This is a genomic window from Streptomyces sp. S186 (assembly GCF_051603415.1).
Classification (GTDB): Bacteria; Actinomycetota; Actinomycetes; order Streptomycetales; family Streptomycetaceae; genus Streptomyces.
Genome location: NZ_CP193932.1, coordinates 2,700,929 through 2,724,779 on the forward strand (window position 1 = coordinate 2,700,929; position 23,851 = coordinate 2,724,779).

The 23,851-nt window shown below is 73.5% G+C and carries 12 protein-coding genes; 9 read left to right on the top strand and 3 right to left on the bottom strand.

The genetic code is table 11. The features are described 5' to 3' along the window. Nucleotides 1-23 precede the first annotated feature (23 nt). On the bottom strand, nt 24-1,247 hold the full coding sequence (locus ACRAS8_RS11110; protein ID WP_438490418.1) for a L,D-transpeptidase: 1,224 nt from the start codon (nt 1,245-1,247) through the stop codon (nt 24-26). Between the two features lie 215 nt (nt 1,248-1,462). Further along, a complete protein-coding gene (locus ACRAS8_RS11115) occupies nt 1,463-2,752 on the bottom strand; it encodes an Ig-like domain-containing protein (protein ID WP_438485776.1) in 1,290 nt (429 codons plus the stop codon). Nucleotides 2,753-3,002: 250 nt separating this feature from the next. On the opposite strand from ACRAS8_RS11115, the gene glgX reads away from it, so the two are divergent. From glgX to glgB, 9 genes are all read left to right on the top strand, one after another. Continuing rightward, entirely contained in the window at nt 3,003-5,276 is a 2,274-nt protein-coding gene (glgX, locus tag ACRAS8_RS11120) for a glycogen debranching protein GlgX (protein WP_438485777.1), read from the top strand. Between the two features lie 196 nt (nt 5,277-5,472). Further along, entirely contained in the window at nt 5,473-7,329 is a 1,857-nt protein-coding gene (locus tag ACRAS8_RS11125; RefSeq protein ID WP_438485778.1) for an ABC transporter ATP-binding protein, read from the top strand. Beyond that, nucleotides 7,326-9,320: an ABC transporter ATP-binding protein gene (locus ACRAS8_RS11130; RefSeq protein WP_438485779.1), complete on the top strand. Its 1,995-nt coding sequence runs from the start codon at nt 7,326-7,328 to the stop codon at nt 9,318-9,320. The genes ACRAS8_RS11125 and ACRAS8_RS11130 overlap by 4 nt, the downstream gene beginning before the upstream one ends. Nucleotides 9,321-9,668: 348 nt before the next feature. Then, nucleotides 9,669-11,717, top strand: coding sequence for a M4 family metallopeptidase (locus tag ACRAS8_RS11135; RefSeq protein ID WP_438485780.1), 2,049 nt, complete (start codon nt 9,669-9,671; stop codon nt 11,715-11,717). Between the two features lie 297 nt (nt 11,718-12,014). Next, a complete protein-coding gene (locus ACRAS8_RS11140) occupies nt 12,015-13,652 on the top strand; it encodes a M4 family metallopeptidase (RefSeq protein WP_438485781.1) in 1,638 nt (545 codons plus the stop codon). Between the two features lie 597 nt (nt 13,653-14,249). Further along, nucleotides 14,250-16,253 carry a maltotransferase domain-containing protein gene (locus tag ACRAS8_RS11145; RefSeq protein ID WP_438485782.1) on the top strand — a complete coding sequence of 668 codons (2,004 nt, stop codon included), beginning with the start codon at nt 14,250-14,252 and terminating at the stop codon, nt 16,251-16,253. After that, nucleotides 16,250-17,980 (top strand): maltose alpha-D-glucosyltransferase, encoded by a 1,731-nt coding sequence (gene treS, locus ACRAS8_RS11150; protein WP_438485783.1) that lies wholly within the window; start codon nt 16,250-16,252, stop codon nt 17,978-17,980. The genes ACRAS8_RS11145 and treS overlap by 4 nt, the downstream gene beginning before the upstream one ends. A gap of 350 nt (nt 17,981-18,330) precedes the next feature. Beyond that, complete coding sequence (locus tag ACRAS8_RS11155; RefSeq protein ID WP_438485784.1) at nt 18,331-19,788, top strand: maltokinase N-terminal cap-like domain-containing protein; 1,458 nt, start codon at nt 18,331-18,333, stop codon at nt 19,786-19,788. Between the two features lie 136 nt (nt 19,789-19,924). Continuing rightward, entirely contained in the window at nt 19,925-22,270 is a 2,346-nt protein-coding gene (glgB, locus tag ACRAS8_RS11160) for a 1,4-alpha-glucan branching enzyme (protein WP_438485785.1), read from the top strand. A gap of 82 nt (nt 22,271-22,352) precedes the next feature. On the opposite strand, the gene ACRAS8_RS11165 is transcribed toward glgB, so the two are convergent. Continuing rightward, nucleotides 22,353-23,753, bottom strand: coding sequence for a cation:dicarboxylate symporter family transporter (locus ACRAS8_RS11165; RefSeq protein WP_438485786.1), 1,401 nt, complete (start codon nt 23,751-23,753; stop codon nt 22,353-22,355). Nucleotides 23,754-23,851 lie beyond the last annotated feature (98 nt).

The following is a 23,851-nucleotide window of genomic DNA, read 5'->3' on the forward strand; positions in this document are numbered from 1 at the left end:
CGTCCTTCCGCCCGGCCGCGGCGCTACGCCGACGGGCCGCCCCGCGACCGCCACTGGTCCCAGGAGAGGTTCCAGTCGCCGAAGCCGTTGTCGGGCCGGATGGTGCGGTCGTGGGAGTTCCGGACGACGACCACGTCGCCGATGAGGGAGTTGCGGTAGAACCAGGCCGCCGGGGTGTCCGGATCGCCGCCGCCGCGCACGTCGTAGAGGCCGACGCAGCCGTGGCTGGCGTTGCGGGTGCCGAACGCGGCGCGGCCGGACCAGTAGTTGCCGTGGATGAAGGTGCCGGACGTGCTCAGCCGCATCGCGTGCGGGACGTCCTTGATGTCGTACTCGCCGCCGAAGCCGACGGTGTCGCCGTTCATCCGCGTCACCGGGTGCTTCTCGCTGATCACCATCCGGCCGTTGTAGGTCTCGGTGCCCGGGGCGCCCGCGGTGATCGGGACCGTCCGCAGGGTCCGGCCGTCGCGGACCACCGTCATCTGCTTCGTCCGGGCGTCGACGGTGCTGATCTGGCTGCGGCCGACGGTGAAGGAGACCTGCTTGGCCTGGGTGCCGTAGACGCCCGGGCGGCCCTCGACGCCGTCGAGGTCGAGCCGGAGGGTGACCCTGGTGCCGGGTGCCCAGTACTTCTCGGGGCGGAAGTCGAGGCGGTCGTTGCCGAACCAGTGGCCGGCGATCGGGACGGCGGGGCGCGCGGTGACGGTGATGGCCCGCTCGACGGCCCTGGGGCGGGTGATGCCGCGGGTGAAGCGGATCGAGACCGGCATCCCGACGCCGACCAGCTGGCCGGTCTCGGGGGTGTACTGGCCGATGAAGGTGTTCTTCGGGACGAGGGTGGTGAACGTGGTGTGCTCGGCGGCCTGCCGGCCGCGGGCGTCCACCGCCACCGCGTCGACGGTGTACCGCGTCGAGGCGCCGAGGTGGCCGTCGGGCTTCCAGAGGGCACCGCCGCCGGATATCTTCCCGTCGACCTCGTTGCCCCTGGGGTCGGTGACCTTGACGGAGCGCAGCCGCCCGCGCCGGGCGGTCACCTCCAGGGCGCCGCTGGTGGCCACCTCCCGGGCGCCGTCCCGGGGCGCTATCACCACGGCGGCCTGCGAGGCGGCGGGGTCCGGCCCCCGGCCGGGCGCGGTGCCGCCCGCGCCGCCGCAGGCGGAGACGAGGAGCAGCAGCGGAGCGAGCAGCAGGCCGAGCGGCGCGCCCGCGCGGCGCACCCGCCGCCGGCGCCCCGGCTCCCCCGCCATCGGCTGGACGTACACGACTGGCCCCTTCCCCCTCGCACGGCCGGCGATCCGGCACCCCGGCGCCTCGACCGGGTCCGTACCTCCAGGCAACCACACCGCACTGACAGTCAACTCCCCCCGGAGGACGGGGTTTAGTCACCCGCGGCGGGTGGGTGCGCGGCCATGCGTACGAGCGCCGGGCGGTGGCCCCGGGGGCGCGCGGGCGGCGGGCCGGTTCAGTGCAGCGCGCTGCCCGCGCGCCAGGCCGCCCAGGGCATGTTCCAGCCGCCGAGGCCGTTGTCGGGGGCGACGGTGCGGTCCGGGGAGTTGCGGACCTCCACGGTGTCGCCGACGATCGAGTTCCGGTAGAGCCAGCCGGCCGGGGTGTCCGGGCCGCCGCCCCGGACGTCCGGCAGCCCGACGCAGCCGTGACTGGTGTTCAGGCCGCCGAAGACCGCCCGCGGTGCCCAGTAGTTGCCGTGCAGGAAGGTCCCGGAGCGGGTCAGCCGCATGGCGTGCGGCACGTCCGGGATGTCGTACTCGGCGCCGAAGCCGACGGTGTCGCCGTCCATCCGGGTCACCGCGTGCCGCTCCAGGATCACCATCGTCCCGTTGTAGGTGGGGTTCGCGGTGTTGCCCGCGGTGACCGGCAGGGTGGCCACCACCTTGCCGTCCCGGCGGACGGTCAGCGTGTGCCGGGCGGCGTCGACGGTGCTGACCTGGTCGCGGCCCACCTGGTACTGGAGGGTCTTGAGCTGGATCCCGTAGGCGCCGGGGCCGGTGCGGACCTCGCGCAGCCGCAGGTGGACGGTGAGGCGGGTGCCCGGTCGCCAGCGGTTCCGGGGCCGGAAGTCCAGCCTCCGGTGGCCGAACCAGTGGGCGGCGATCTCGACGGCGGGCCGGGCGCCGACGGTGACCGCGCGTTCGACGGCGGCGCGGTCGGTGATCGGGCGGTTGAAGACCAGCGAGAAGATCAGGCCGGTGCCGACGGTGGTGCCGCTCTCCGGCGAGTAGAGGCCGATGACGCGGTGCGGGGGCGCGAAGGTGTTGAAGGCGGTGTGGCGGGTGGTGCGGCGGCCGGTGTCGTCCACTGCGACCGCGTCGACGGTGTACCGGGAGGCGAGTTCGAGGGAGGCGGAGAGCGGCCGCCAGATCGTGCCGTCGCGGGAGATCCGGCCGGCGACCGGCTGCCGGCCGCTGCCGCCGGTGCGGTTGACCTCCACCCGTTCCAGCCGGCCCGCCGGGACCCGGACCTCCAGCCGGCCGTTGGCCCGTACGCCGCGGGCGCCGTCGCCGGGGACGATCCGGATCGCCTCCTCGGGGGTGGGCGGCCCGCCGAGGAGGCCCCGTTCGGCGCAGCCGGCCAGCGCCGCCGCGCCGGTGAGCACGCCCAGCAGCGCCCGGACGGCGCGGCGCGGGCGGCGCGGCCGGGGCGCGCGGCGGGCCGCCGGGCCGTCCCCCGGTGCGCGGTCCGCGGTGCGGCCGCCGGTGTCGCCCCCTGGTCGAAGATGCTGATGGCCGGTCATATCCCGGATTGTGACGGATAATTCGCAAGTTGGACGGTATGCCGCGAAGAGGAATGTCATGCCGCGCCGACCGGGCCCGCGACGGGAAGCGTGCGGCAACGCCCGGTTGCGGGCAGAAGAACGGTGAACCATCGTGCACCGCGGGCGGCGGCCCAGCGCCCGGCCGGGACGCCGTGCCCGGGCGCCGCCGCCCGGCCCAGGGCCTGCCCGGTGGAGCAGGCCCCAGCCCCGAGCCGCAGGAGGCCGGCACGTGTCCAGCGCACCCGAGCAGGAGGCGGTGGCGGACGAACCGCTCGCCCCGCCCGCGGACGTCCGCCCCGGCAGCCCGACGCCCCTGGGGGCCCGCTACCGCACCGGGGCGGGCGGTGTCGCGGGCACCAACTTCGCCCTGTGGGCGGGCGGCGCCGAGGCCGTCGAGGTGTGCCTGTTCGACGACGAGGGGCAGGAGACCCGCTGCTCCCTCACCGAGCTGACCCACGAGATCTGGCACGGCTTCCTGCCCGGCATCCGCCCCGGGCAGCGCTACGGCTACCGGGTGCACGGCCGCTGGGACCCCTGGACCGGCGCCCGCTGGAACCCAGCGAAGCTGCTGCTCGACCCGTACGCCCGGGCCGTGGACGGCGACTTCGGCACCCGCACGGAGACCGGACCCACCGGTCCCGCGCTGCCCGCCCAGCTCTACGGCCACGTCCGGGACTGGCCCGAGCAGCACATCGCCGACACCGTACGGGACGACCGCGACTCGGCGCCGTACGTCCCCAAGGGGGTGGTGGTCGGCGACGGGGAAGAGGGGGCGGACGGGGCGGACGAGTGGCAGGACGACCGGCGGCCCAAGACACCATGGCCGGATTCCGTCCTCTACGAGCTGCACGTCCGGGGGTTCACCATGCGCCACCCGGGCATCCCGGAGCGCCTGCGCGGCACCTACGCGGGGCTGGCCCACCCGGCGGCGCTGGCGCATCTGACCCGGCTGGGGGTGACCGCGGTCGAGCTGCTGCCGGTGCACCAGTTCGCGCACGAGGACCACCTGGTGCGCCGGGGCCTGCGCAACTACTGGGGCTACAACTCCATCGGCTATTTCGCGCCGCACGCCGGCTACGCCGCCACCGGGACCCGCGGCCAGCAGGTCGGCGAGTTCCGGCGGATGGTCCGGGCGCTGCACGACGCGGGCATCGAGGTGATCCTCGACGTCGTCTACAACCACACCGCGGAAGCCGGTGAACGGGGACCGACCCTCTCGCTGCGCGGCATCGACAACCGCGGCTACTACCGCCTCCAGGGGGACGCCCGCCGCTACGCCGACTACACGGGCTGCGGCAACACCCTCCACGTCGTCCAGCCGCACGTCCTGCGGCTGATCACCGACTCGCTGCGCTACTGGGTCACCGAGATGGGCGTGGACGGCTTCCGCTTCGACCTGGCGGCCGCGCTGGCCCGCTCCCTGCACGACGTGGACATGCTCTCCCCGTTCCTGGCGGTGATCGCCCAGGACCCGGTGCTGCGCCGGGTCAAACTGATCGCCGAGCCGTGGGACGTCGGCTCGGGCGGCTACCAGGTCGGCGCCTTCCCACCCCTGTGGACGGAGTGGAACGACCGCTACCGCGACACCGTCCGGGACTTCTGGCGCGGCGCCATCCACGACGTCCGCGACCTGGGCTACCGGCTCTCCGGGTCCAGCGACCTCTACGCCTGGGGCGGCCGCCGCCCGTACGCCTCGGTCAACTTCGTCACCGCGCACGACGGCTTCACCCTGCGCGACCTGGTCAGCTACGAGCACAAGCACAACGAGGCCAACGGCGAGGACAACCGCGACGGCACCCACGACAACCGGTCCTGGAACTGCGGCGCCGAGGGCCCGACCGACGACCCGGACGTCACCGCGCTGCGCCGCCGCCAGCTCCGCAACCTGCTGACCACCCTGCTGCTGTCCACCGGTGTGCCGATGCTGGTGGCCGGCGACGAGATGGGCCGCACCCAGGGCGGCAACAACAACGCCTACTGCCAGGACAACCCCATCGGCTGGGTCGACTGGTCGCTGCTGGCCGATCCGCACTGGCGCGCGCTGGCCGGCCTCACCGCCCGGCTGATCGCGCTGCGCCGGGCCCATCCGGTGCTGCGCCGCCGGGCGTTCTTCTCCGGGCGCCCGCAGCACCGCGGCGGCCTGCGGGACCTGGCGTGGTTCCGGTCGGACGGCACGGAGATGACCGAACAGGACTGGTACGCCCCCGGCGCCACGCTGGCCATGTACCTCTCCGGCAACGACATCCCGCAGCGCGACGCCCGCGGGGTCCGGGTCACCGACGACAGCTTCCTCGCCGTCCTGCACGCCGGCGCGGACCCCCGGGCGGTGGTACTGCCCGGCCTGCCCTGGGCCGGCGCGTACGAGCTCCTGGTGGACACCTCGGTGGAGCCGCCGCCGGACGGGGCGGCCGAACGGCCGCCGGAGCGCGGCCCGTTGGCGGCCGGAACCGAACTCACCGTGCCGGGGCGGACGGTGCTGCTGTTCCGGGCGGTGCCGGGGTGATGTTCCGGGGGCGACGCCGGGGTGGCGTTCCGGGGTGACGTCGCGGTGACGGCCGCCGGGCGGTGGCACGCCAACTGACGGACGCAGTAGCCCACTTCACGACAGGGACGGATACCGGCCCGCCCCTGCCCCGTTCCGGACGGCTCGGCGAAAACCGCGGGAGCGTTGTCAGTGGCGCGCCGTACGCTCGCGGGTGATGGTCACGACCGCGCGTTCGACGTCCTCGGGCGAGCGGACCGGAGCGGTACGGCGCTCCGCGGTCCGCTCGCTGCTCCGCCTGTGGCCGTTCGTCCGCCCGGTGCGGGCGCGGCTGTTCACGGCCGCGGGCGTGGCCGTGGTGGCGTCCTGTCTGTCGGTGGTCCTGCCGCTGGTGCTCAAGTGGCTGGTGGACGGGCCGGTGGCGCACGGGGACACCGCCGGGGTGTGGCGGGGCGGCGGGTATCTGCTGCTGCTCGGGCTGGCCGAGGCGCTGCTGTTCGGGCTGCGCCGCTGGCTGGTGGCGCGGCCGACGGCCGCGGTGGAGGCCGCGCTGCGGGAGGCGCTGTACCGCCATGTGCAGCGGCTCCCGGTCTCCTTCCACGACCGCTGGTCCTCGGGCCAGCTGCTCTCCCGGGCCACCACCGACCTCCAGCTGCTGCGTCAGTTCCTGGTCTTCCCGCTGACGTTCCTGCTGGTCAACGGCGCGACGATCGCGGTGGGCGGGGTGCTGCTGCTGGCCCAGGAGTGGTCGCTGGGGCTGGTGCTGATGGCGCCGGTGCTGCCGCTCGCGGCGGTGTGCTCGCTCTTCCAGACCCGCTACGGACAGGCCGCGCGCCGGGCCCAGGACCAGGTCGGCGATCTGACCACGGTCGTCGAGGAGTCGGTGCTCGGTATCCGGATCATCAAGGGGTTCGGGCGGCACCGCAGCCAGGCCCGCGCGTTCCGGGAGCTGGCCCGTGCGGTGCGCGGCACCGAGCTGCGCAAGGCCCGGCTGCTGGCCGTCATCTGGGGCGTCAACTCCCTTCTCCCGGAGGCGGCGTGGGGCGCCGCGCTGGTGCTCGGCACGGTCCGGGTGGCCGACGGGCGGCTGTCCGCGGGCACCCTCGTCGCGTTCCTGTCGACGGCGCTGGCGCTGCGCTGGCCGGTGGAGTCGATCGGCTTCATGGTGGCGATGAGCAGCGCGGCGGCGACCGCCGCCGACCGGTGTTTCGAGGTGCTGGACGAGCCGGCCGTCGAGGAGGCCGGGGCGCGCCCGCCCGCGGCGCCCGCGGACGGCCGGCGGGCCCGCGGCGGGCTGGTCTTCGAGGGGGTGGAGTTCCGGTATCCCGACGCCGCGCCGGACGCCCCGCCGGCCCTCCGGGGCGTCGATCTGCACGTCCGGCCCGGGGAGACGATGGCGCTGGTCGGGGCGACCGGCAGCGGCAAGACCACCCTGACGGCACTGGTGCCGCGGCTGTACGACCCGACGGCCGGCCGGATCCTCCTGGACGGCCGGGATCTGGCCGGGCTCGGCCGCGCGGAGGCCCGGGCGCTGGTGGCGGTGGCCTTCGAGGAGCCGACCCTGTTCTCGGCGTCGGTGGCGGAGAACGTCCTGATGGGCGCGGCGGACGGCCGGGAGGCGGAGCGGGCGGCGGATCTGCGGCGGGCGCTGCGGGTGGCGCAGGCCGAGGAGTTCGTGGCGGCCCTGCCGCGGGGCGCCGCCACGGGGGTCGGCGAGCAGGGGATGAGCCTGTCGGGCGGGCAGCGGCAGCGGCTGGCGCTGGCCCGCGCGGTGGCCGGCCGGCCGCGCTTCCTGATCCTCGACGACCCGCTCTCCGCGCTCGACGTGCACACCGAGGCCCGGGTGGAGCAGGCGCTGCGGGAGGTGCTGGCGACCACCACCGCGCTGGTCGTCGCCCATCGCCCGTCCACGGTGCTGCTGGCCGACCGGGTGGCGCTGCTGTCCGGCGGCCGGATCGCCGCCGTCGGCACCCACCACCAACTGCTGCGGGAGAACGCCGAGTACGCGGCGCTGATGACCGGCGGCCCGGAGCGCGGCGGCACCGGGCGGCCCGAGGAGGAGGGCGGGCGATGACGACGACGGAGACCGGCCGGCCGGCCGACGGTCCGGGCGGCGACGCCCCCGGAGGGCCCGGCCACCGCACCGGACGGACCGCCGCCGACACGCCGCGCCACCCGCGGCACGGCGTCCCCGAGGGCGTCCCCGAGGGCATCCCCGAGGACACCCATGAGGGCACCCCCGACGGCACCCGCACCGCTCTCCCCGACGGTCCGCCGGACGCGTTCGAGGCCGATCTGCTGCCCACCCCGAAGGGCGCCTCGCGCACCCTGCTGCGTTCGCTGCTGGCCCCGCACCGCGCCCGGGTGGCGGCCGCCTCCGCCGCGCTGCTGCTCCAGCAGGCCGCCGCCCAGACGGGCCCGCTGCTGGTGGCCTACGCCCTGGACGGCGCGGTGCCGGCGCTGCGCGCGGGCCAGCGCGGCCCGCTGCTCGTCCTGGCGGTGGCGGCCGTGCTGTGCGCGGCGGCCGCCGGCGGCCTCCAGTGGGCCTTCGTCCGGCTCTCCGCCCGCGCCGGCCAGGACGTGCTGCTGGATCTGCGCGCCCGGATCTTCCGTCACTCCCAGGCGCTCGGCCTGGATTTCCACGAGCGCTACACCTCCGGCCGGCTGATATCCCGCGCCACCACGGATGTGGAGGCGCTGCGCGAACTCCTGGAGGAGGGCCTCCAGGAGCTGGTCACGGTCGTCCTGTCGACGCTCTACATCACCGTGCTGCTGTTCTGGCTGGACGTGGGCCTGGGCGCCGCGGCGCTGCTGTCCGCGGTGCCGCTGGCGCTCCTCGTCCGGTCGTTCCGGCGCCGCTCGCAGCGGGCGTACCGCGCCAAGTCCACCGCCACCGCGGCGGTGATCGTACGGTTCGCCGAGACCCTGAACGGCATCCGCCCGGTGCAGGCGTTCCGCCGCGAGGCGGCCAACGACGCGGCGTTCGCCGGGCTGAACTCCCGGCACCGGCGGTTCAACGGCGACGCGATCCTGGAGATGGCCCGCTATGTCGTCGGCTCCCGGGCGACGGCCAACGCCGCGACGGCCGCGCTCGTCCTGTGGGGCGCCTACCGCGTCGCCACCGGCACCCTCGCCCTCGGTGTGCTGGCCGCCGCGGCCCTGTATCTGCGGCGGCTGTACGACCCCATCGACCGGCTGGGCATGTTCCTGAACGCCTACGAGTCCGCCGCCGCCTCGCTGGAGAAGATCGCCGGGCTGCTGGCCCGGCGCCCGTCGGTCGCCGAGCCGGCCGTGCCGCGCGCGCTGCCGCCCGCCGCCCCCGGCCGGCCCGGCCGCGCGGTGGCCTTCCGCGGCGTCCGCTTCGGGTACCGCACGGGCGGCGAGGTGCTGCCGCGCTTCGACCTGACGCTGGCGGCCGGCAGCACCGTCGCGGTGGTCGGCGCCACCGGGGCGGGCAAGTCCACCCTGGCCCGGCTGCTCGCCCGGTTCCACGACCCCACGGCGGGCCGGGTGCTGCTGGACGGCGTCGATCTGCGCGAGCTGTCCGGCGCCGAGCTGCGGCGCGCGGTGGTGATGGTCACCCAGGAGGCGTTCCTGTTCTCCGGGACGGTCGCCGACAACATCGCGCTGGGCCGTCCGGAGGCCGGCCGCGCGGAGGTCGAGCGGGCCGCGCGGGCGATCGGCGCCCACGACTTCATCAGCGCGCTCCCGGACGGCTACGACACCGACGTCCGCAGGCGCGGCGGCCGGCTCTCCGCGGGCCAGCGCCAACTGGTCGGCTTCGCCAGGGCGTTGCTGGCCGACCCGGCGGTGCTGATCCTCGACGAGGCCACCAGCTCGCTGGACATACCGGGCGAGCGGGCGGTGCAGCGGGCCATGGGCGCGGTGCTGCGCGGCCGTACGGCGCTGGTGATCGCGCACCGGCTGTCGACGGTGGAGTCCGCCGACCGGGTGCTGGTGATGGCGGGCGGGCGGATCGTCGAGGACGGCTCCCCTGCCGCGCTGACCGCCGGCGACGGCCCCTACGCGGCACTGCACCGCGCCTGGCGGGAGAGCCTGGCCTGAGCCCCCGCGGCCCCGGCCCCGACCCCGCCGCCGCTCCACCCCACAACCCAGCCGGTCGTCCGGTTTCCGGACGTGGATTTCGCCCAACGGACGTTTTCCGGCCAATTAGTTGAACGGCACCTGACAACCACTCCTCAGTGGTGGCACTCTTCCCCGCAACCGCCACCCGGACCACCCCCACAGCTGCACCACAGCACCGCTCCGGGCGGCCGTGTTCACCGCACCACCAGCTGGTCAATCCCCCCACACGCTCCACGAGTTCTGCCTCGCTCTGCCCGGACGGCGCTCAGCCGCCCGGTTCCCCCCTTGGCCGCTCCGCCCGTGCGCGGCCCCGCAGAAGGAGTCAGTGTGAGACGCACCCCCCATGACCCCACCAGAACCACCAGACCCACTCCGCAGCGGCGCGCCGTGGCGACCGGCGCGCTGGTCGCGGTCACCGCGCTGCTGGCCGTCGGCGTACAGGCCGGTACCGGCGTGGCCGCCGGCCCGAAGGGCACCCCCGCCGCCCGCCCGGCCCCGCTCGCCGGTGCGCTGCCGGCCAAGCTCAGCCCGTCCCAGCGGGCCGAGCTGATACGGAAGGCGAACGCCACCACCGCCGCCACCGCCCGCCAACTGCACCTCGGCGCCAAGGAGAAGCTGGTCGTCAAGGACGTCGAGCGGGACGCCGACGGCACCACGCACACCCGCTACGAGCGCACCTACGAGGGGCTGCCGGTGCTCGGCGGCGACCTCGTCGTGCACACCGCCAAGGGCGGCGCCGTCAAGGGCACCACCAAGGCCACCAGGGCCGCCCTCGCGCTCGCGTCCACCACCGCCAAGGTGGCCCCGGCCGCCGCCGCGGCCAAGGCGGTCTCCGCCGCCAAGTCCCTCGGCTCGACGAGGACCGCGGCCGACCAGGCCCCGCGCAAGGTGGTCTGGGCCGCCGACGGCACCCCGCGGCTGGCCTGGGAGACGGTCGTCGGCGGTCTCCAGGACGACGGCACGCCCAACCAGCTGCACGTCATCACCGACGCCACCACCGGCGCCCGGATCTTCCAGTACCAGGGCATCGAGACCGGCATCGGCAACAGCCAGTACAGCGGCAAGGTCACCATCGGGACGTCCGGCTCGGCACCGAACTTCACGATGACCGACACCACCCGCGGCAACCACAAGACCTACAACCTCAACCACGGCTCGTCCGGCACCGGTTCGCTGTTCACCGACGCCGACGACACCTGGGGCGACGGCACCACGAAGAACCCGCAGACCGCCGGTGTGGACGCCGCCTACGGCGCGCAGGAGACCTGGGACTACTACAAGAACGTGCACGGCCGCAGCGGCATCCGCGGCGACGGCGTCGGCGCCTACTCCCGCGTGCACTACGGCAACAGCTACGTCAACGCCTTCTGGGACGACGGCTGCTTCTGCATGACGTACGGCGACGGCCAGAGCAACAGCCGGCCGCTGACCGCCCTCGACGTCGCGGGCCACGAGATGTCCCACGGTGTCACCGCGGCCACCGCGGGCCTGGAGTACAGCGGCGAGTCCGGCGGCCTCAACGAGGCCACCTCGGACATCTTCGGCACCGCCGTGGAGTTCTACGCCAACAACCCCAACGACCCCGGTGACTACCTCATCGGCGAGAAGATCGACATCAACGGCGACGGCACCCCGCTGCGCTACATGGACAAGCCCTCCAAGGACGGCGCCTCGGCCGACTACTGGTCCAGTGACGTCGGCAATCTGGACGTGCACTACTCCTCCGGCGTCGCCAACCACTTCTTCTACCTGCTGTCCGAGGGCAGCGGCGCGAAGGACATCAACGGCGTCCACTACGACAGCCCCACCTACGACAACCTGCCGGTGCCGGGCATCGGCCGGGCCAACGCCGAGAAGGTGTGGTTCAAGGCGCTCAGCCAGTACATGAACGCCAACACCGACTACGCCGGCGCCCGCACCGCCACCCTCCAGGCCGCCGCGGACCTCTTCGGCCAGGGCAGCGCCACGTACAACACGGTCGCCAACACCTGGGCGGCGGTGAACGTCGGCTCCCGGGTGGGCGACGGCGGCGACAGCGTCTACGAGAACAACACCAAGGTCGCGATCCCGGACGCCGGTGCCGCGGTCACCTCGCCGATCACCGTCAGCCGCAGCGGCAACGCCCCCAGCGGCCTGAAGGTGACCGTCGACATCACCCACACCTACCGCGGCGACCTGGTCATCGACCTGCTGGCCCCGGACGGCACGGCGTACCGGCTGAAGAACTCCGACTCCAACGACTCGGCGGCCGACGTCAAGGCGACGTACACGGTCAACGCCTCGGCGAAGGCGGCCGGCGGCACCTGGAAGCTGCGGGTCCGGGACGTCTACGCGAACGACTCCGGCACCCTCAACGGCTGGAAGCTGACGTTCTGACAGGAGCGGTTCATCAGCGCTTCACCGTGATGTGAGACAGCGGGACCGCCGCCGGATGTTTCCGGCAGATCACCGCAACCTCTCTACCGCACCGCAGAGTTGGGCGTCGTCCCCGGATCCCCCGGGGGCGGCGCCCCGCTCCGTTATCCGGACATCGTGCACCCCTCTACGGACCATTTCCGGCCAACTTCCGATCATGCCGCTGACATGCACGCGATCAACTGGCAGTCTTCCCGACGCATGTCACACCCGCATCGCTTTGCACCCCCACCACTTGGCAAAGTTGAAGGAGCACGCGTGACCCCCCACATATCCCGCAAGACCCGTGTGGCCGGTGCCACGGCCGCCGCCGCGGCCCTGCTCGTCGCCGGCATCACCGCGGCCGGCACGGCCGGCGCCTCGCCCGCCCCCACCGCAGCCCCCCACGGCGGCGCGCCGCTCGCCCTCAGCACCTCGCACCACGCGGAACTGCTGAGCGCCGCCGCGGCGGCCACCGCGCAGACCGCCCGGGAGCTGGGCCTCGGCTCCCAGGAGAAGCTGGTCGTCAAGGACGTCATCAAGGACGCGGACGGCACCACGCACACCCGCTACGACCGCACCTACGCCAGCCTCCCGGTGCTCGGCGGCGACCTGGTCGTGCACTCCGCCAAGGGCGGCGCCGTCAAGGGCGTCACCAAGGCCGCCAAGGCGGACGTCAAGGTCGCCTCCACCACCGCGAAGATCGCCCCGAAGGCCGCCGCGTCGGCCGCCCGGTCGACGGCGGTGAAGAGCCTCGGCGTCAAGCAGGCCGACGCGGCCGCGCCCCGCAAGGTGGTCTGGGCCGCCAAGGGCACCCCGGTGCTGGCGTACGAGACCGTGGTCGGCGGCGTCCAGAAGGACGGCACGCCCAGCAAGCTGCACGTCATCACCGACGCCAACACCGGCAAGAAGCTCTTCCAGTACGAGGGCATCGAGACCGGCGTCGGCAACAGCATGTACGCCGGCAAGGTCGACCTCGCGTCCAAGAAGGGCGGCAGCGGCTACGAGCTGACCGACGACTCCCGCGGCGGCCACCAGACGTTCGACCTGAGCGGCAGCGAGAGCGGCGACGGCAAGCTCTTCACCAACTCCACCGACACGTGGGGCGACGGCAAGCCGAGCAACCCGCAGACCGCCGCGGTGGACGCCGCCTACGGCGCCCAGCAGACCTGGGACTACTACAAGAACGTGCACGGCCGCAGCGGCATCAAGGGCGACGGCAAGGGCGCCACGTCCCGCGTGCACTACGGCAAGGACTACGTCAACGCGTTCTGGGACGACAGCTGCTTCTGCATGACGTACGGCGACGGCCAGGGCAACAACAAGCCGCTGACCGCCCTCGACGTCGCGGGCCACGAGATGTCGCACGGCGTCACCTCCGCCACCGCGGGCCTCGAGTACAGCGGCGAGTCCGGCGGCCTCAACGAGGCCACCTCGGACATCTTCGGCGCGTCCGTGGCGTTCTACGCCAAGAACCCCGCCGAGCCGGGCAGCTACTTCATCGGCAAGAAGATCGACATCAACGGTGACGGCAAGCCGCTGCGCTACATGGACAAGCCCTCCAAGGACGGCCAGTCCCTGGACAACTGGAGCCCGGACGCCGGCAACGTGGACGTCCACTACTCCTCCGGCATCGCCAACCACTTCTTCTACCTGCTGTCCGAGGGCAGCGGCCCGAAGGACGCCAACGGCGACCACTACGACAGCCCGACCGCGGACGGCTCCAAGGTCACCGGCATCGGCCGCGACAAGGCCGAGAAGATCTGGTTCAAGGCGCTGACCGCGTACATGACCTCGACCACCGACTACAAGGCGGCCCGCGAGGCGACCGTCAAGGCGGCCACCGACCTCTACGGCAAGGACAGCGCCGAGGTCAAGGGCGTCGAGTCGGCCTGGACCGGCGTGAACGTCAAGTAACACACCGTCAAGTAACGTACTGTCGCGGCCGGTTGGCCGCAGCGGCGACCGGCGTGGCCGGGGGAACACCTCCCCGGCCACGCCGGTCTGTTTCCGGCCACGGCACGGCGTCCGCCCGCCCCGTACCGGCCGGTCCGCCGATATGGCCGATTCCGCCCCCTCAGGCGCTCTTGTCCACGCCCCCCGCGCGGCGAGAGGCTGCGGTGGTGCGCCGACGGGCCCCGGCGCGGCAACGGACTTCCGCACACCGCAACTCCGCTGTGCTCACACCGAGTTGAGGAGGCGAACGCCGACCGTGTCAGCACCGAGCCGCGGCCGCCCGCCAGGGCGGCGGCCCCTGCCCAGCCCGGCGCGCGGCGTGAGCGGTTACGTATCGGTAGTTCACATTCCCGTGGCTTTCCCGGCCGCCGCGCACGGGAAGCCTCACCCGGTACGCCGTTCCGCGCACCCGGCCGGCGGCGCCCGATCCGGGTCCCCGTGCCCTCCGCCAGCAGAGTGAAAGCGGACCGGAGCGCCCATGCCCGCGACCCGTACCCCTGCCATGGAGCGGATACAAAGGACAAAACCCCGCAAAGCACCACAAGCCCAGGTGAGCCCATGATCGGTCGCATCCCTGTTCTGGACATCCGCCCGCAGATCGATTGCGGCCGCCGCCCCGCGAAGGCCGTGGTGGGCGAGACCTTCGAGGTCTCCGCCACGGTCTTCCGCGAAGGCCACGACGCGGTCGCCGCCAACGTGGTGCTGCGCAACCCGGCGGGCCGCTGCGGCCCGTGGACCCCGATGCGGGAGCGGGCACCGGGCACCGACCGCTGGAGCTGCGAGGTCACCCCGGACGTCGAGGGGCGCTGGACGTTCACCGTGGAGGCGTGGTCCGACCCGGTCGCCACCTGGCGCCGGCACGCCGGGGTGAAGATCCCGGCCGGGATCGACACCGAGCTGGTCCTGGCCGAGGGCGCCGCGCTGCACGAACGGGCCGCCGGCGAGGTCCCCAAGAGCGACGGCCGGGAGGCGGTGCTGGCCGCCGTCGACGCGCTGCGCGACACCACCCTGCCGGCCGCCACCCGCCTGGCCACCGCGCTCGGCCCGGAGGTCACCGAGACCCTGGACCGCCACCCGCTGCGCGAACTCATCACCGTCTCCCGCCCGATGCCGCTGGTCGTCGAGCGCCGCCGGGCCCTGTACGGCTCCTGGTACGAGCTCTTCCCGCGCTCCGAGGGCGCCGTCGCCGGCCCGGACGGCACGCTCGTCCCCGGCACCCTGCGCACCGCCGCCGAACGGCTCCCCGCGGTCGCCGCGATGGGCTTCGACGTGGTCTACCTCCCGCCCGTCCACCCGATCGGCACCACCCACCGCAAGGGCCCCAACAACGCGCTCTCCGCGGGCCCGGGCGACGTCGGCTCCCCCTGGGCCATCGGGTCGCCGGCCGGCGGCCACGACGCGCTCCACCCGGACCTGGGCACCTTCGAGGACTTCGACCACTTCGTGCGGACCGCCCGCGACCTGCGGATGGAGGTGGCGCTGGACTTCGCCCTCCAGTGCTCCCCGGACCACCCCTGGGTCACCCTGCACCCGCAGTGGTTCCACCACCGCGCCGACGGCTCCGTCGCCTACGCGGAGAACCCGCCGAAGAAGTACCAGGACATCTACCCGCTCGCGTTCGACGCCGACTTCCGCGGGCTGGTCCGGGAGACCGAGCGGCTGCTGCGCTTCTGGATGGCCAAGGGCGTACGGATCTTCCGGGTGGACAACCCGCACACCAAGCCGGTGGCGTTCTGGGAGAAGGTGCTCAGCGACATCAACCGCACCGACCCGGACGTGATCTTCCTGGCCGAGGCGTTCACCCGCCCGGCGATGCTGCACACCCTCGCCCAGATCGGATTCCAGCAGTCGTACACCTACTTCACCTGGCGCAACACCAAGCAGGAGCTGACCGAGTACCTCACCGAACTGTCCGGTGAGAGCGCCGCCTACCTGCGGCCCAACTTCTTCGTGAACACCCCCGACATCCTGCACGCCCACCTCCAGGAGGGCGGCCGCCCGGCCTTCGAGACCCGTGCGGTGCTGGCCGCCACCCTCTCCCCGACCTGGGGCGTCTACGCGGGCTACGAACTGTGCGAGGGGACCGCGCTGCGGCCCGGCAGCGAGGAGTACCTGGACTCCGAGAAGTACCAGCTCCGGCCCCGCGACTGGGACGCCGCGGCCCGCGAGGGACGGACCATCGCCCCGCTGATCACCACGCTCAACCGCATCCGCCGCCGCCATCCCGCCCTGCAACAGCTGCGCAACCTGCACTTCCACCAGGTCGACAACGACGCCGTGCTCGCGTACTCCAAGCGCGCGGGAAACGGCGACGGGACCGACACGGTGCTCACGGTGGTCAACCTCGACCCGCACCACACCCACGAGGCGACGGTGTCGTTGGACATGCCGGAACTCGGCCTCGGCCGGCTCGAGTCCTTCCCGGTGCGCGACGAGCTCACCGGCGACACCTACCACTGGGGCAGGGACAACTATGTGCGCCTGGAGCCGGGCAGCCCGCTCGCGCCGGCTCATGTGCTGTCGCTGCGACCGTCCTCACCGATCGGAGGGTCACCCAATTGATCGTCAATGAGCCAGTTCCCGACACGTTCGAAGACACCCCGGCGAAGGACCGCGATCCCGAGTGGTTCAAACGGGCGGTCTTCTACGAGGTCCTGGTCCGCTCGTTCCAGGACAGCAACGGCGACGGGATCGGGGACCTCAAGGGCATCACGGCCAAGCTCGACTACCTGCAGTGGCTGGGGGTGGACTGCCTCTGGCTGCCGCCGTTCTTCAAGTCCCCGCTGCGGGACGGCGGCTACGACGTCGCGGACTACACCGCGGTCCTCCCCGAGTTCGGCGACCTGGCCGACTTCGTGGAGTTCGTGGACGCCGCGCACCAGCGCGGGATGCGGGTCATCATCGACATGGTGATGAACCACACCAGCGACCAGCACCCGTGGTTCCAGGAGTCCCGCACCGACCCCGAGGGACCGTACGGCGACTACTACGTCTGGGCGGACGACGACAAGCAGTACGCCGACGCCCGGATCATCTTCGTCGACACCGAGGGCTCCAACTGGACCTTCGACCCGGTCCGCAAGCAGTACTACTGGCACCGCTTCTTCTCCCACCAGCCGGACCTCAACTACGAGAACCCGGCGGTCCAGGAGGAGATGATCTCCGCCCTGCGCTTCTGGCTCGACCTCGGCATCGACGGCTTCCGGCTGGACGCGGTGCCCTACCTCTACGCCGAGGAGGGCACCAACTGCGAGAACCTTCCGGCCTCGCACGCCTTCCTCAAGCGGGTCCGCGCCGAGATCGACGCGCACTACCCCGACACCGTGCTGCTGGCCGAGGCCAACCAGTGGCCGGAGGACGTGGTCGACTACTTCGGCGACTACGCGGTCGGCGGCGACGAGTGCCATATGGCCTTCCACTTCCCGGTGATGCCGCGGATCTTCATGGCGGTGCGCCGGGAATCCCGCTACCCGGTCTCGGAGATCCTCGCCAAGACCCCGGCGATCCCGTCCGGCTGCCAGTGGGGCATCTTCCTCCGCAACCACGACGAGCTGACCCTCGAAATGGTCACGGACGAGGAACGCGACTACATGTACGCGGAGTACGCCAAGGACCCGCGGATGCGCGCCAACATCGGCATCCGCCGCCGCCTGGCCCCGCTGCTGGACAACGACCGCAACCAGATCGAGCTGTTCACCGCCCTGCTGCTCTCGCTGCCCGGCTCGCCGATCCTCTACTACGGCGACGAGATCGGCATGGGCGACAACATCTGGCTCGGCGACCGGGACGCCGTGCGCACCCCGATGCAGTGGACCCCGGACCGCAACGCCGGCTTCTCCTCCTGCGACCCCGGCCGGCTCTTCCTGCCGACCATCATGGACCCGGTCTACGGCTACCAGGTCACCAACGTCGAGGCCGCGATGAGCTCGCCGTCCTCGCTGCTGCACTGGACCCGGCGGATGATCGAGATCCGCAAGCAGAACCCCGCCTTCGGACTCGGCAGCTACACCGAGCTGCCGTCGTCCAACCCCGCGGTGCTGGCCTACCTCCGGGAATCCCCGGGCCGGAACGGCGCCGACGACGACCTGGTGCTGTGCGTGAACAACTTCTCCCGCTTCGCGCAGCCCACCGAACTGGACCTCCAGGCGTTCAACGGCCGCCACCCGGTGGAACTCATCGGCGGCGTCCGCTTCCCGCCGATCGGCACCCTGCCGTACCTGCTGACGCTCGCGGGCCACGGCTTCTACTGGTTCCGGCTGCGCAGGAATCCGCAGCACGCCGCCGACTAGCGGACGATGCCCCCACCGGGCGCGGGCCCGGAACCTCCGCCCGTACGCGGCCGTCCGGCGCGTGCGGGCGTTTTTCGACCTTTCGCCAGGGCAGCCTCCCTACTACCGCACGGGCCGGGTGGCCGGTGGTCACGGGACCACGGCCGGCTCCCGGTCCGGGCCGGGCCGCTGCTCGCCGGAGCCGGCGAGGCACCGCCGCGCAGCGCAGCGCACGCGCACGCCGAGAACCGCCGAAACGCCACGCCGTACGGACGATCTCGCCCGACACGTCCCACACCGCAGCATCGTAAAGGCCGCATTCCGGGACACTTTGCCTGTCTGTCGTGTGCCCGGGGAAAGGACGCGACGCCATGTCGGACACCGCCTCGACCCGTGCCACCCGCCACGCCCCCGACCGCTCGCCGGTCGCCGCACCCGACCTGCTCTCCTCGCTGGCACCGCTGCTGGCCGCCTGGGTGCCGCGGCAGCGCTGGTTCGCCGGCAAGGGACGGCTGCTCACCGGCTTCACGCTGGTCGCGGCGACCGAACTGCTGCCGGGCACCGAGCGGGGCGGCACGCCCGGCCTGCTCCAGATGCTGGTCCGCGCCCAGCAGGGCACCCCGCCGAGCCGCACCCCGGCCGGCGGCGACTGCTACCAGCTGCTGCTGGGCACCCATCCCGCGCCGCCGCCGCACCTGGCGCCCGCGGTGATCGGGCGTCCGGCCGGCGGCCCGCTGCGCGGCCGCACCGTCTACGACGCGCTGCTGGACAACCGGCTGTGCGGGCTGCTGCTGGAGCGGCTGCGGGTCCCGGGCCGGATCGGGGCGCTGCGTTTCCGCCGCGAGACGGACGCCGACATCCCCTCGGGGCTGCCCGCCCGGCCGATCGCGGTGGAGCAGTCCAACTCCTCCGTCGTCTTTGGCGATACGTTCATTCTGAAGGTCTTCCGGCGGATCGAGCCGGGGGTCAACCCCGATCTGGAGCTGCCGCGGGCGCTGGCCGGCACCCGGTGCGCACGGGTCCCGGCGCCCGCCGCGTGGTTCGAGTCGGCGACCCCCGAGGAGGGCGGCGAGGCGACGACGCTGGGCGTCCTGCAGCCGTTCCTCGCCGGCTCCACCGACGGCTGGCAGCTGGCCCTCAACGCGCTGGCGGTGCGCGCCGACTTCACCCGCTCGGCGCGGGCGCTCGGCCATGCCACCGCCGAGGTGCACACCGCGCTCGCCCAGGCCCTCCCCACCACCGAGCTGCGCCGCCCGCAGCTGGACGCGATCGCGGCCGGGATGAACGAGCGCCTGGAGGCCACCGCCCGTGCGGTGCCGGTGCTCCAGCCCTACCGGGGCCGGCTGCGGGCCGCGTTCGACGAGCTGGCCGCGATAGGGCACGACGGCCGCGGCTGGGCCGCCCAGCGCATCCACGGCGATCTGCACCTGGGGCAGACGCTGCGCTCCGCCGACGGGGGCCGCTGGGCGCTGATCGACTTCGAGGGCGAGCCGGCCCGCCCGCTGGCCGAGCGACGCCGCCCGCAGCCGGCCGTGCGCGATGTCGCCGCGATGCTCCGCTCGTTCGACTACGCCGCCCGCAGCGGCCCGGCCGGCGGCGACCCCTGGGCGCTGGACTGGGCCCGTCGCACCCGTGCCGCCTACTGCCTGGGCTACGCCGAGGCCGGCGGTCTGGATCCGCGCTCCGCCCCGGAACTCATGCGGGCCTACGAGACCGACAAGGCCGTCTACGAGGTGCTGTACGAGGCGCGGCACCGGCCCGACTGGCTGGCGGTGCCGATGGCGGCGATCCGGCGGCTGGCGTCCTGCGGGGAGCCGGGGGCCGGCTGAGCCCGGGGCCGCGGGGGGCGGCCCCGGGCCCGCCCGTCCCCGTCGGCTCTCCAGTGCCCACCGCCCGCCGCACGCCATCTGCCGCCCGCCGTCCGCCCGGAACCGACCGTCCGACCCGCCCGAGGAGGCCCTTCCCGTGACCGCCCGCCCCTCTCCCGGCACCCGCCGGGACGGCACCCCCGCCGCCGCGCCGCCGCCCCGGCGCACCGCCCTCGTCCCCGACCCCGCCGCCGCGCCGCCGCCGGCCGCCGCCCGCCCGGCCCGCCCTTCCCGCCCGGCGGACGGCGGCGTACAGCCCGCCGCGCCGCTCTCCCCCGAGGACCGCGGGCGGCTGCTCGCCGGCGCGCACCACGATCCGCACGCCCTGCTCGGCGCGCATCCGGTGCCCGGCGGGCTGCTGTTCCGGGCCCTGCGGCCGTTCGCGCGGGGCGTCACGGTCGTGGCCCCGGGGCTGCGGGCGGCGCTGCGCTCCGAGGGGGACGGCCTGTTCGCGGGGGTGCTGCCGCTCGCCGGGATCCCCGACTACGAGCTGCTGGTCGACTACGGCGACACCGCGCGGACCGTGCGGGACCCGTACCGCTTCCTGCCCGCGGTCGGGGAGCTGGACCTGCACCTGTTCCGCGAGGGCCGGCACGAGCAGCTGTGGCGGGCGCTCGGGGCCCGGGTGATGACGCACCAGGGGGTGGGCGGCACCCGCTTCACCGTGTGGGCGCCCAACGCCCGGGGTGTCCGCGTGGTGGGGAACTTCAACTACTGGGACGGCACCGGCACCCCGATGCGGTCGCTGGGCGCGTCCGGGGTGTGGGAGCTGTTCCTGCCGGGCCTCGGGGAGGGCGAGCTGTACAAGTTCGAGATCACCCGGCCGGACGGCTCGACGACGGTCCGGGCCGATCCGATGGCCCGGCGCACCGAGTGCCCGCCGGCCACCGCCTCGGTGGTGGACGCCTCGCACCACACCTGGCGGGACGCCGACTGGATGGCCCGGCGCGGCGAACGCCCGGTGCACGCCTCGCCGTTCTCGGTCTACGAGGTTCATCTACCGTCCTGGCGGCCAGGCTTGACTTACCGTCAGCTGGCCGACCAGCTGCCCGCCTACGTCAAGGACCTGGGCTTCACCCACGTCGAGTTCATGCCGGTGGCCGAGCACCCCTTCGGCGGCTCCTGGGGCTACCAGGTCACCGGCTTCTACGCGCCCACCGCCCGGATGGGCACCCCCGACGACTTCCGGTTCCTGGTCGACGCGCTGCACCGGGCCGGGATCGGGGTGCTGATGGACTGGGTGCCGGCGCACTTCCCGCGGGACGACTGGGCGCTGGCGGAGTTCGACGGGCGACCGCTGTACGAGCCGGGGGACCCGGCGCGGGCCGCGCACCCGGACTGGGGCACCCTGGAGTTCGACTACGGCCGCACCGAGGTGCGCAACTTCCTTGTGGCCAACGCGGTGTACTGGTGCGAGGAGTTCCACATCGACGGGCTGCGGGTGGACGCGGTCGCCTCGATGCTCTACCTCGACTACTCGCGGGAGGACGGCGGCTGGACGCCGAACGTCCACGGCGGCCGGGAGAACCTCGACGCGGTGACCTTCCTCCAGGAGATGAACGCGACGGTCTACCGCCGCTGCCCCGGCGTCGTCACCATCGCCGAGGAGTCCACCGCCTGGAACGGCGTCACCCGCGCCACCCACCACGTCGGGCCGGACGGCTTCGGCGGGCTGGGCTTCGGCCTGAAGTGGAACATGGGCTGGATGCACGACTCCCTCGGCTACGTCGAGAAGGAGCCGGTGCACCGCAAGTACCACCACGGCGAGATGACGTTCTCGATGATCTACGCCTACTCCGAGAACTACGTGCTGCCGATCTCGCACGACGAGGTGGTGCACGGCAAGCGGGCGCTGGTGTCGAAGATGCCCGGCGACTGGTGGCAGCGGCGCGCCAACCACCGGGCGTACCTGGGCTTCATGTGGGCCCACCCGGGCAAGCAACTGCTCTTCATGGGGCAGGAGTTCGCGCAGGGCGCGGAGTGGGCGGAGAGCCACGGCCCGGACTGGTGGCTGCTGGACCCGTCCTACGAGGCGGCGGCGGACCACCGGGGCGTGCGCGACCTCGTCCGCGAGCTGAACCGCCGCTACGCGGCCACGCCCGCACTGTGGGAGCGCGACACCGACCCCGGCGGCTTCTCCTGGATCGACTCCGGGGCGGCGGACGACAACGTCTTCTCCTTCCTCCGCTACGGTGCCGACGGCTCTCCGCTGGTCTCGGTCACCAACTTCTCCCCCGTCGTCCGGCACGGCTACCGGCTGGGCGTCCCCGGCGAGGTGCCGGCCTGGCGGGAGGTCCTCAACACCGACGACCCGCGCTTCGGCGGCGGCGGTATCGCCAACTCCGGCCCGCTGATGACCGAGCCGGTGCCCTGGAACGGCCGCGGCACCTCGGTCGCGGCGGTGCTGCCCCCGCTGGCCACGGTCTGGCTGCTGCCCGCCTGAGGGCGGGCCGGCCGCCGCCGGTGGTACGCCGAAGGGGCGGGTACCCGTGGCACCCGCCCCTTCTCCCCTCCTGCGCGTCCGGTCAGGCCCCGACGGACGTCTTCCCGCCGCCGGCCGGCGCGGCGGCCCCGGCGTCGTGCGGCGCACCGTGGCCGTCGGCGGTCAGCGTGCGCTCGTCGAACGGCATGTGGCCCGAGAGCACCCGCGCGGCCCGGTCCCGGTCGATCTCCTTGGTCCAGGTGCCGATCAGCACGGTGGCCACGGCGTTGCCGGCGAAGTTGGTCAGGGCGCGGGCCTCGCTCATGAAGCGGTCGATGCCGACGATCAGGCCGACGCCGTCGACGAGTTCGGGCCGGTGCGACTGGAGGCCGCCGGCCAGCGTCGCCAGACCCGCGCCGGTGACCCCGGCCGCGCCCTTGGAAGCGATGATCATGAAGACCAGGAGCGAGATCTGCTGGCCGAGCGAGAGCGGCTTGTCCATCGCCTCGGCGACGAACAGCGAGGCCATGGTGAGGTAGATGGCGGTGCCGTCGAGGTTGAAGCTGTAGCCGGTCGGGACGGTGATGCCGACGACCGGCCGGCTGACGCCCAGGTGCTCCATCTTCGCGATCAGCCGGGGCAGCGCCGACTCCGAGGAGGAGGTCGACAGGATCAGCAGGAACTCCCGGCCGAGGTACTTCAGCAGCGCGAAGACGTTCACCCCGGCGACCAGCCGGAGCAGCGTGCCGAGCACCACGACGACGAAGAGCAGGCAGGTCGCGTAGAAGCCGGCCATGATGACGGCGAGCGACTTCAGGGCGGCCAGGCCGGTGGCGCCGACCACCGCGGCCATCGCGCCGAACGCCCCCACCGGCGCCGCCCACATGATCATCGACAGCACCCGGAAGACCAGCTTCTGGACGTGGCCGATGCCGCGCAGCACCGGCTCGCCCGCCGGGCCGAGCGCCTGCAGCCCGAAACCCACCAGCAGCGCCACCAGCAGGGTCTGCAGCACCTCGCCCTGGGTGAGGGCGGAGACCAGGGAGGTCGGGATGATGCCGAGGAGGAAGTCGGTGGTGGTCTCGTGGGCGCCGGCGGTCTGGGCCCGGCCGGCGTGCCGGAGCGCGTCGGTCAGGTGCAGGCCGGAGCCGGGGTCGAGGAGGTTGCCGACGAGCAGCCCGATGGCCAGCGCGACGGTGGACATCACCATGAAGTAGCCCAGGGCCAGCCCGCCGACGGCGCCGACCTTGGCCGCCTTACGGACCGAGCCGACGCCGAGCACGATGGTGCAGAAGATGACGGGCGAGATCATCATCTTGATGAGGTTCACGAACCCGGTGCCCAGCGGTTTGAGCGCCACGGCGAAGCCGGGGGCGGCCAGGCCCACGACGATGCCGAGCAGCACGGCGCCGATCACGGCGAGGTAGAGGAAGTGCGTCCGGTCCCGCCTGGCCGGCCGGGTGCCCTCGGTGGTGCCCCCTGACGGCGGGGTCTGTGCAGCCACGGCTGCCCTACCTTTCTGACTGGCGCCACGGTTCTGCGCCGCTTTCGCGGCTCGCGGCGCACAACAGGTCCCGGCGACTATGCAGGGGCGCTGTGGCG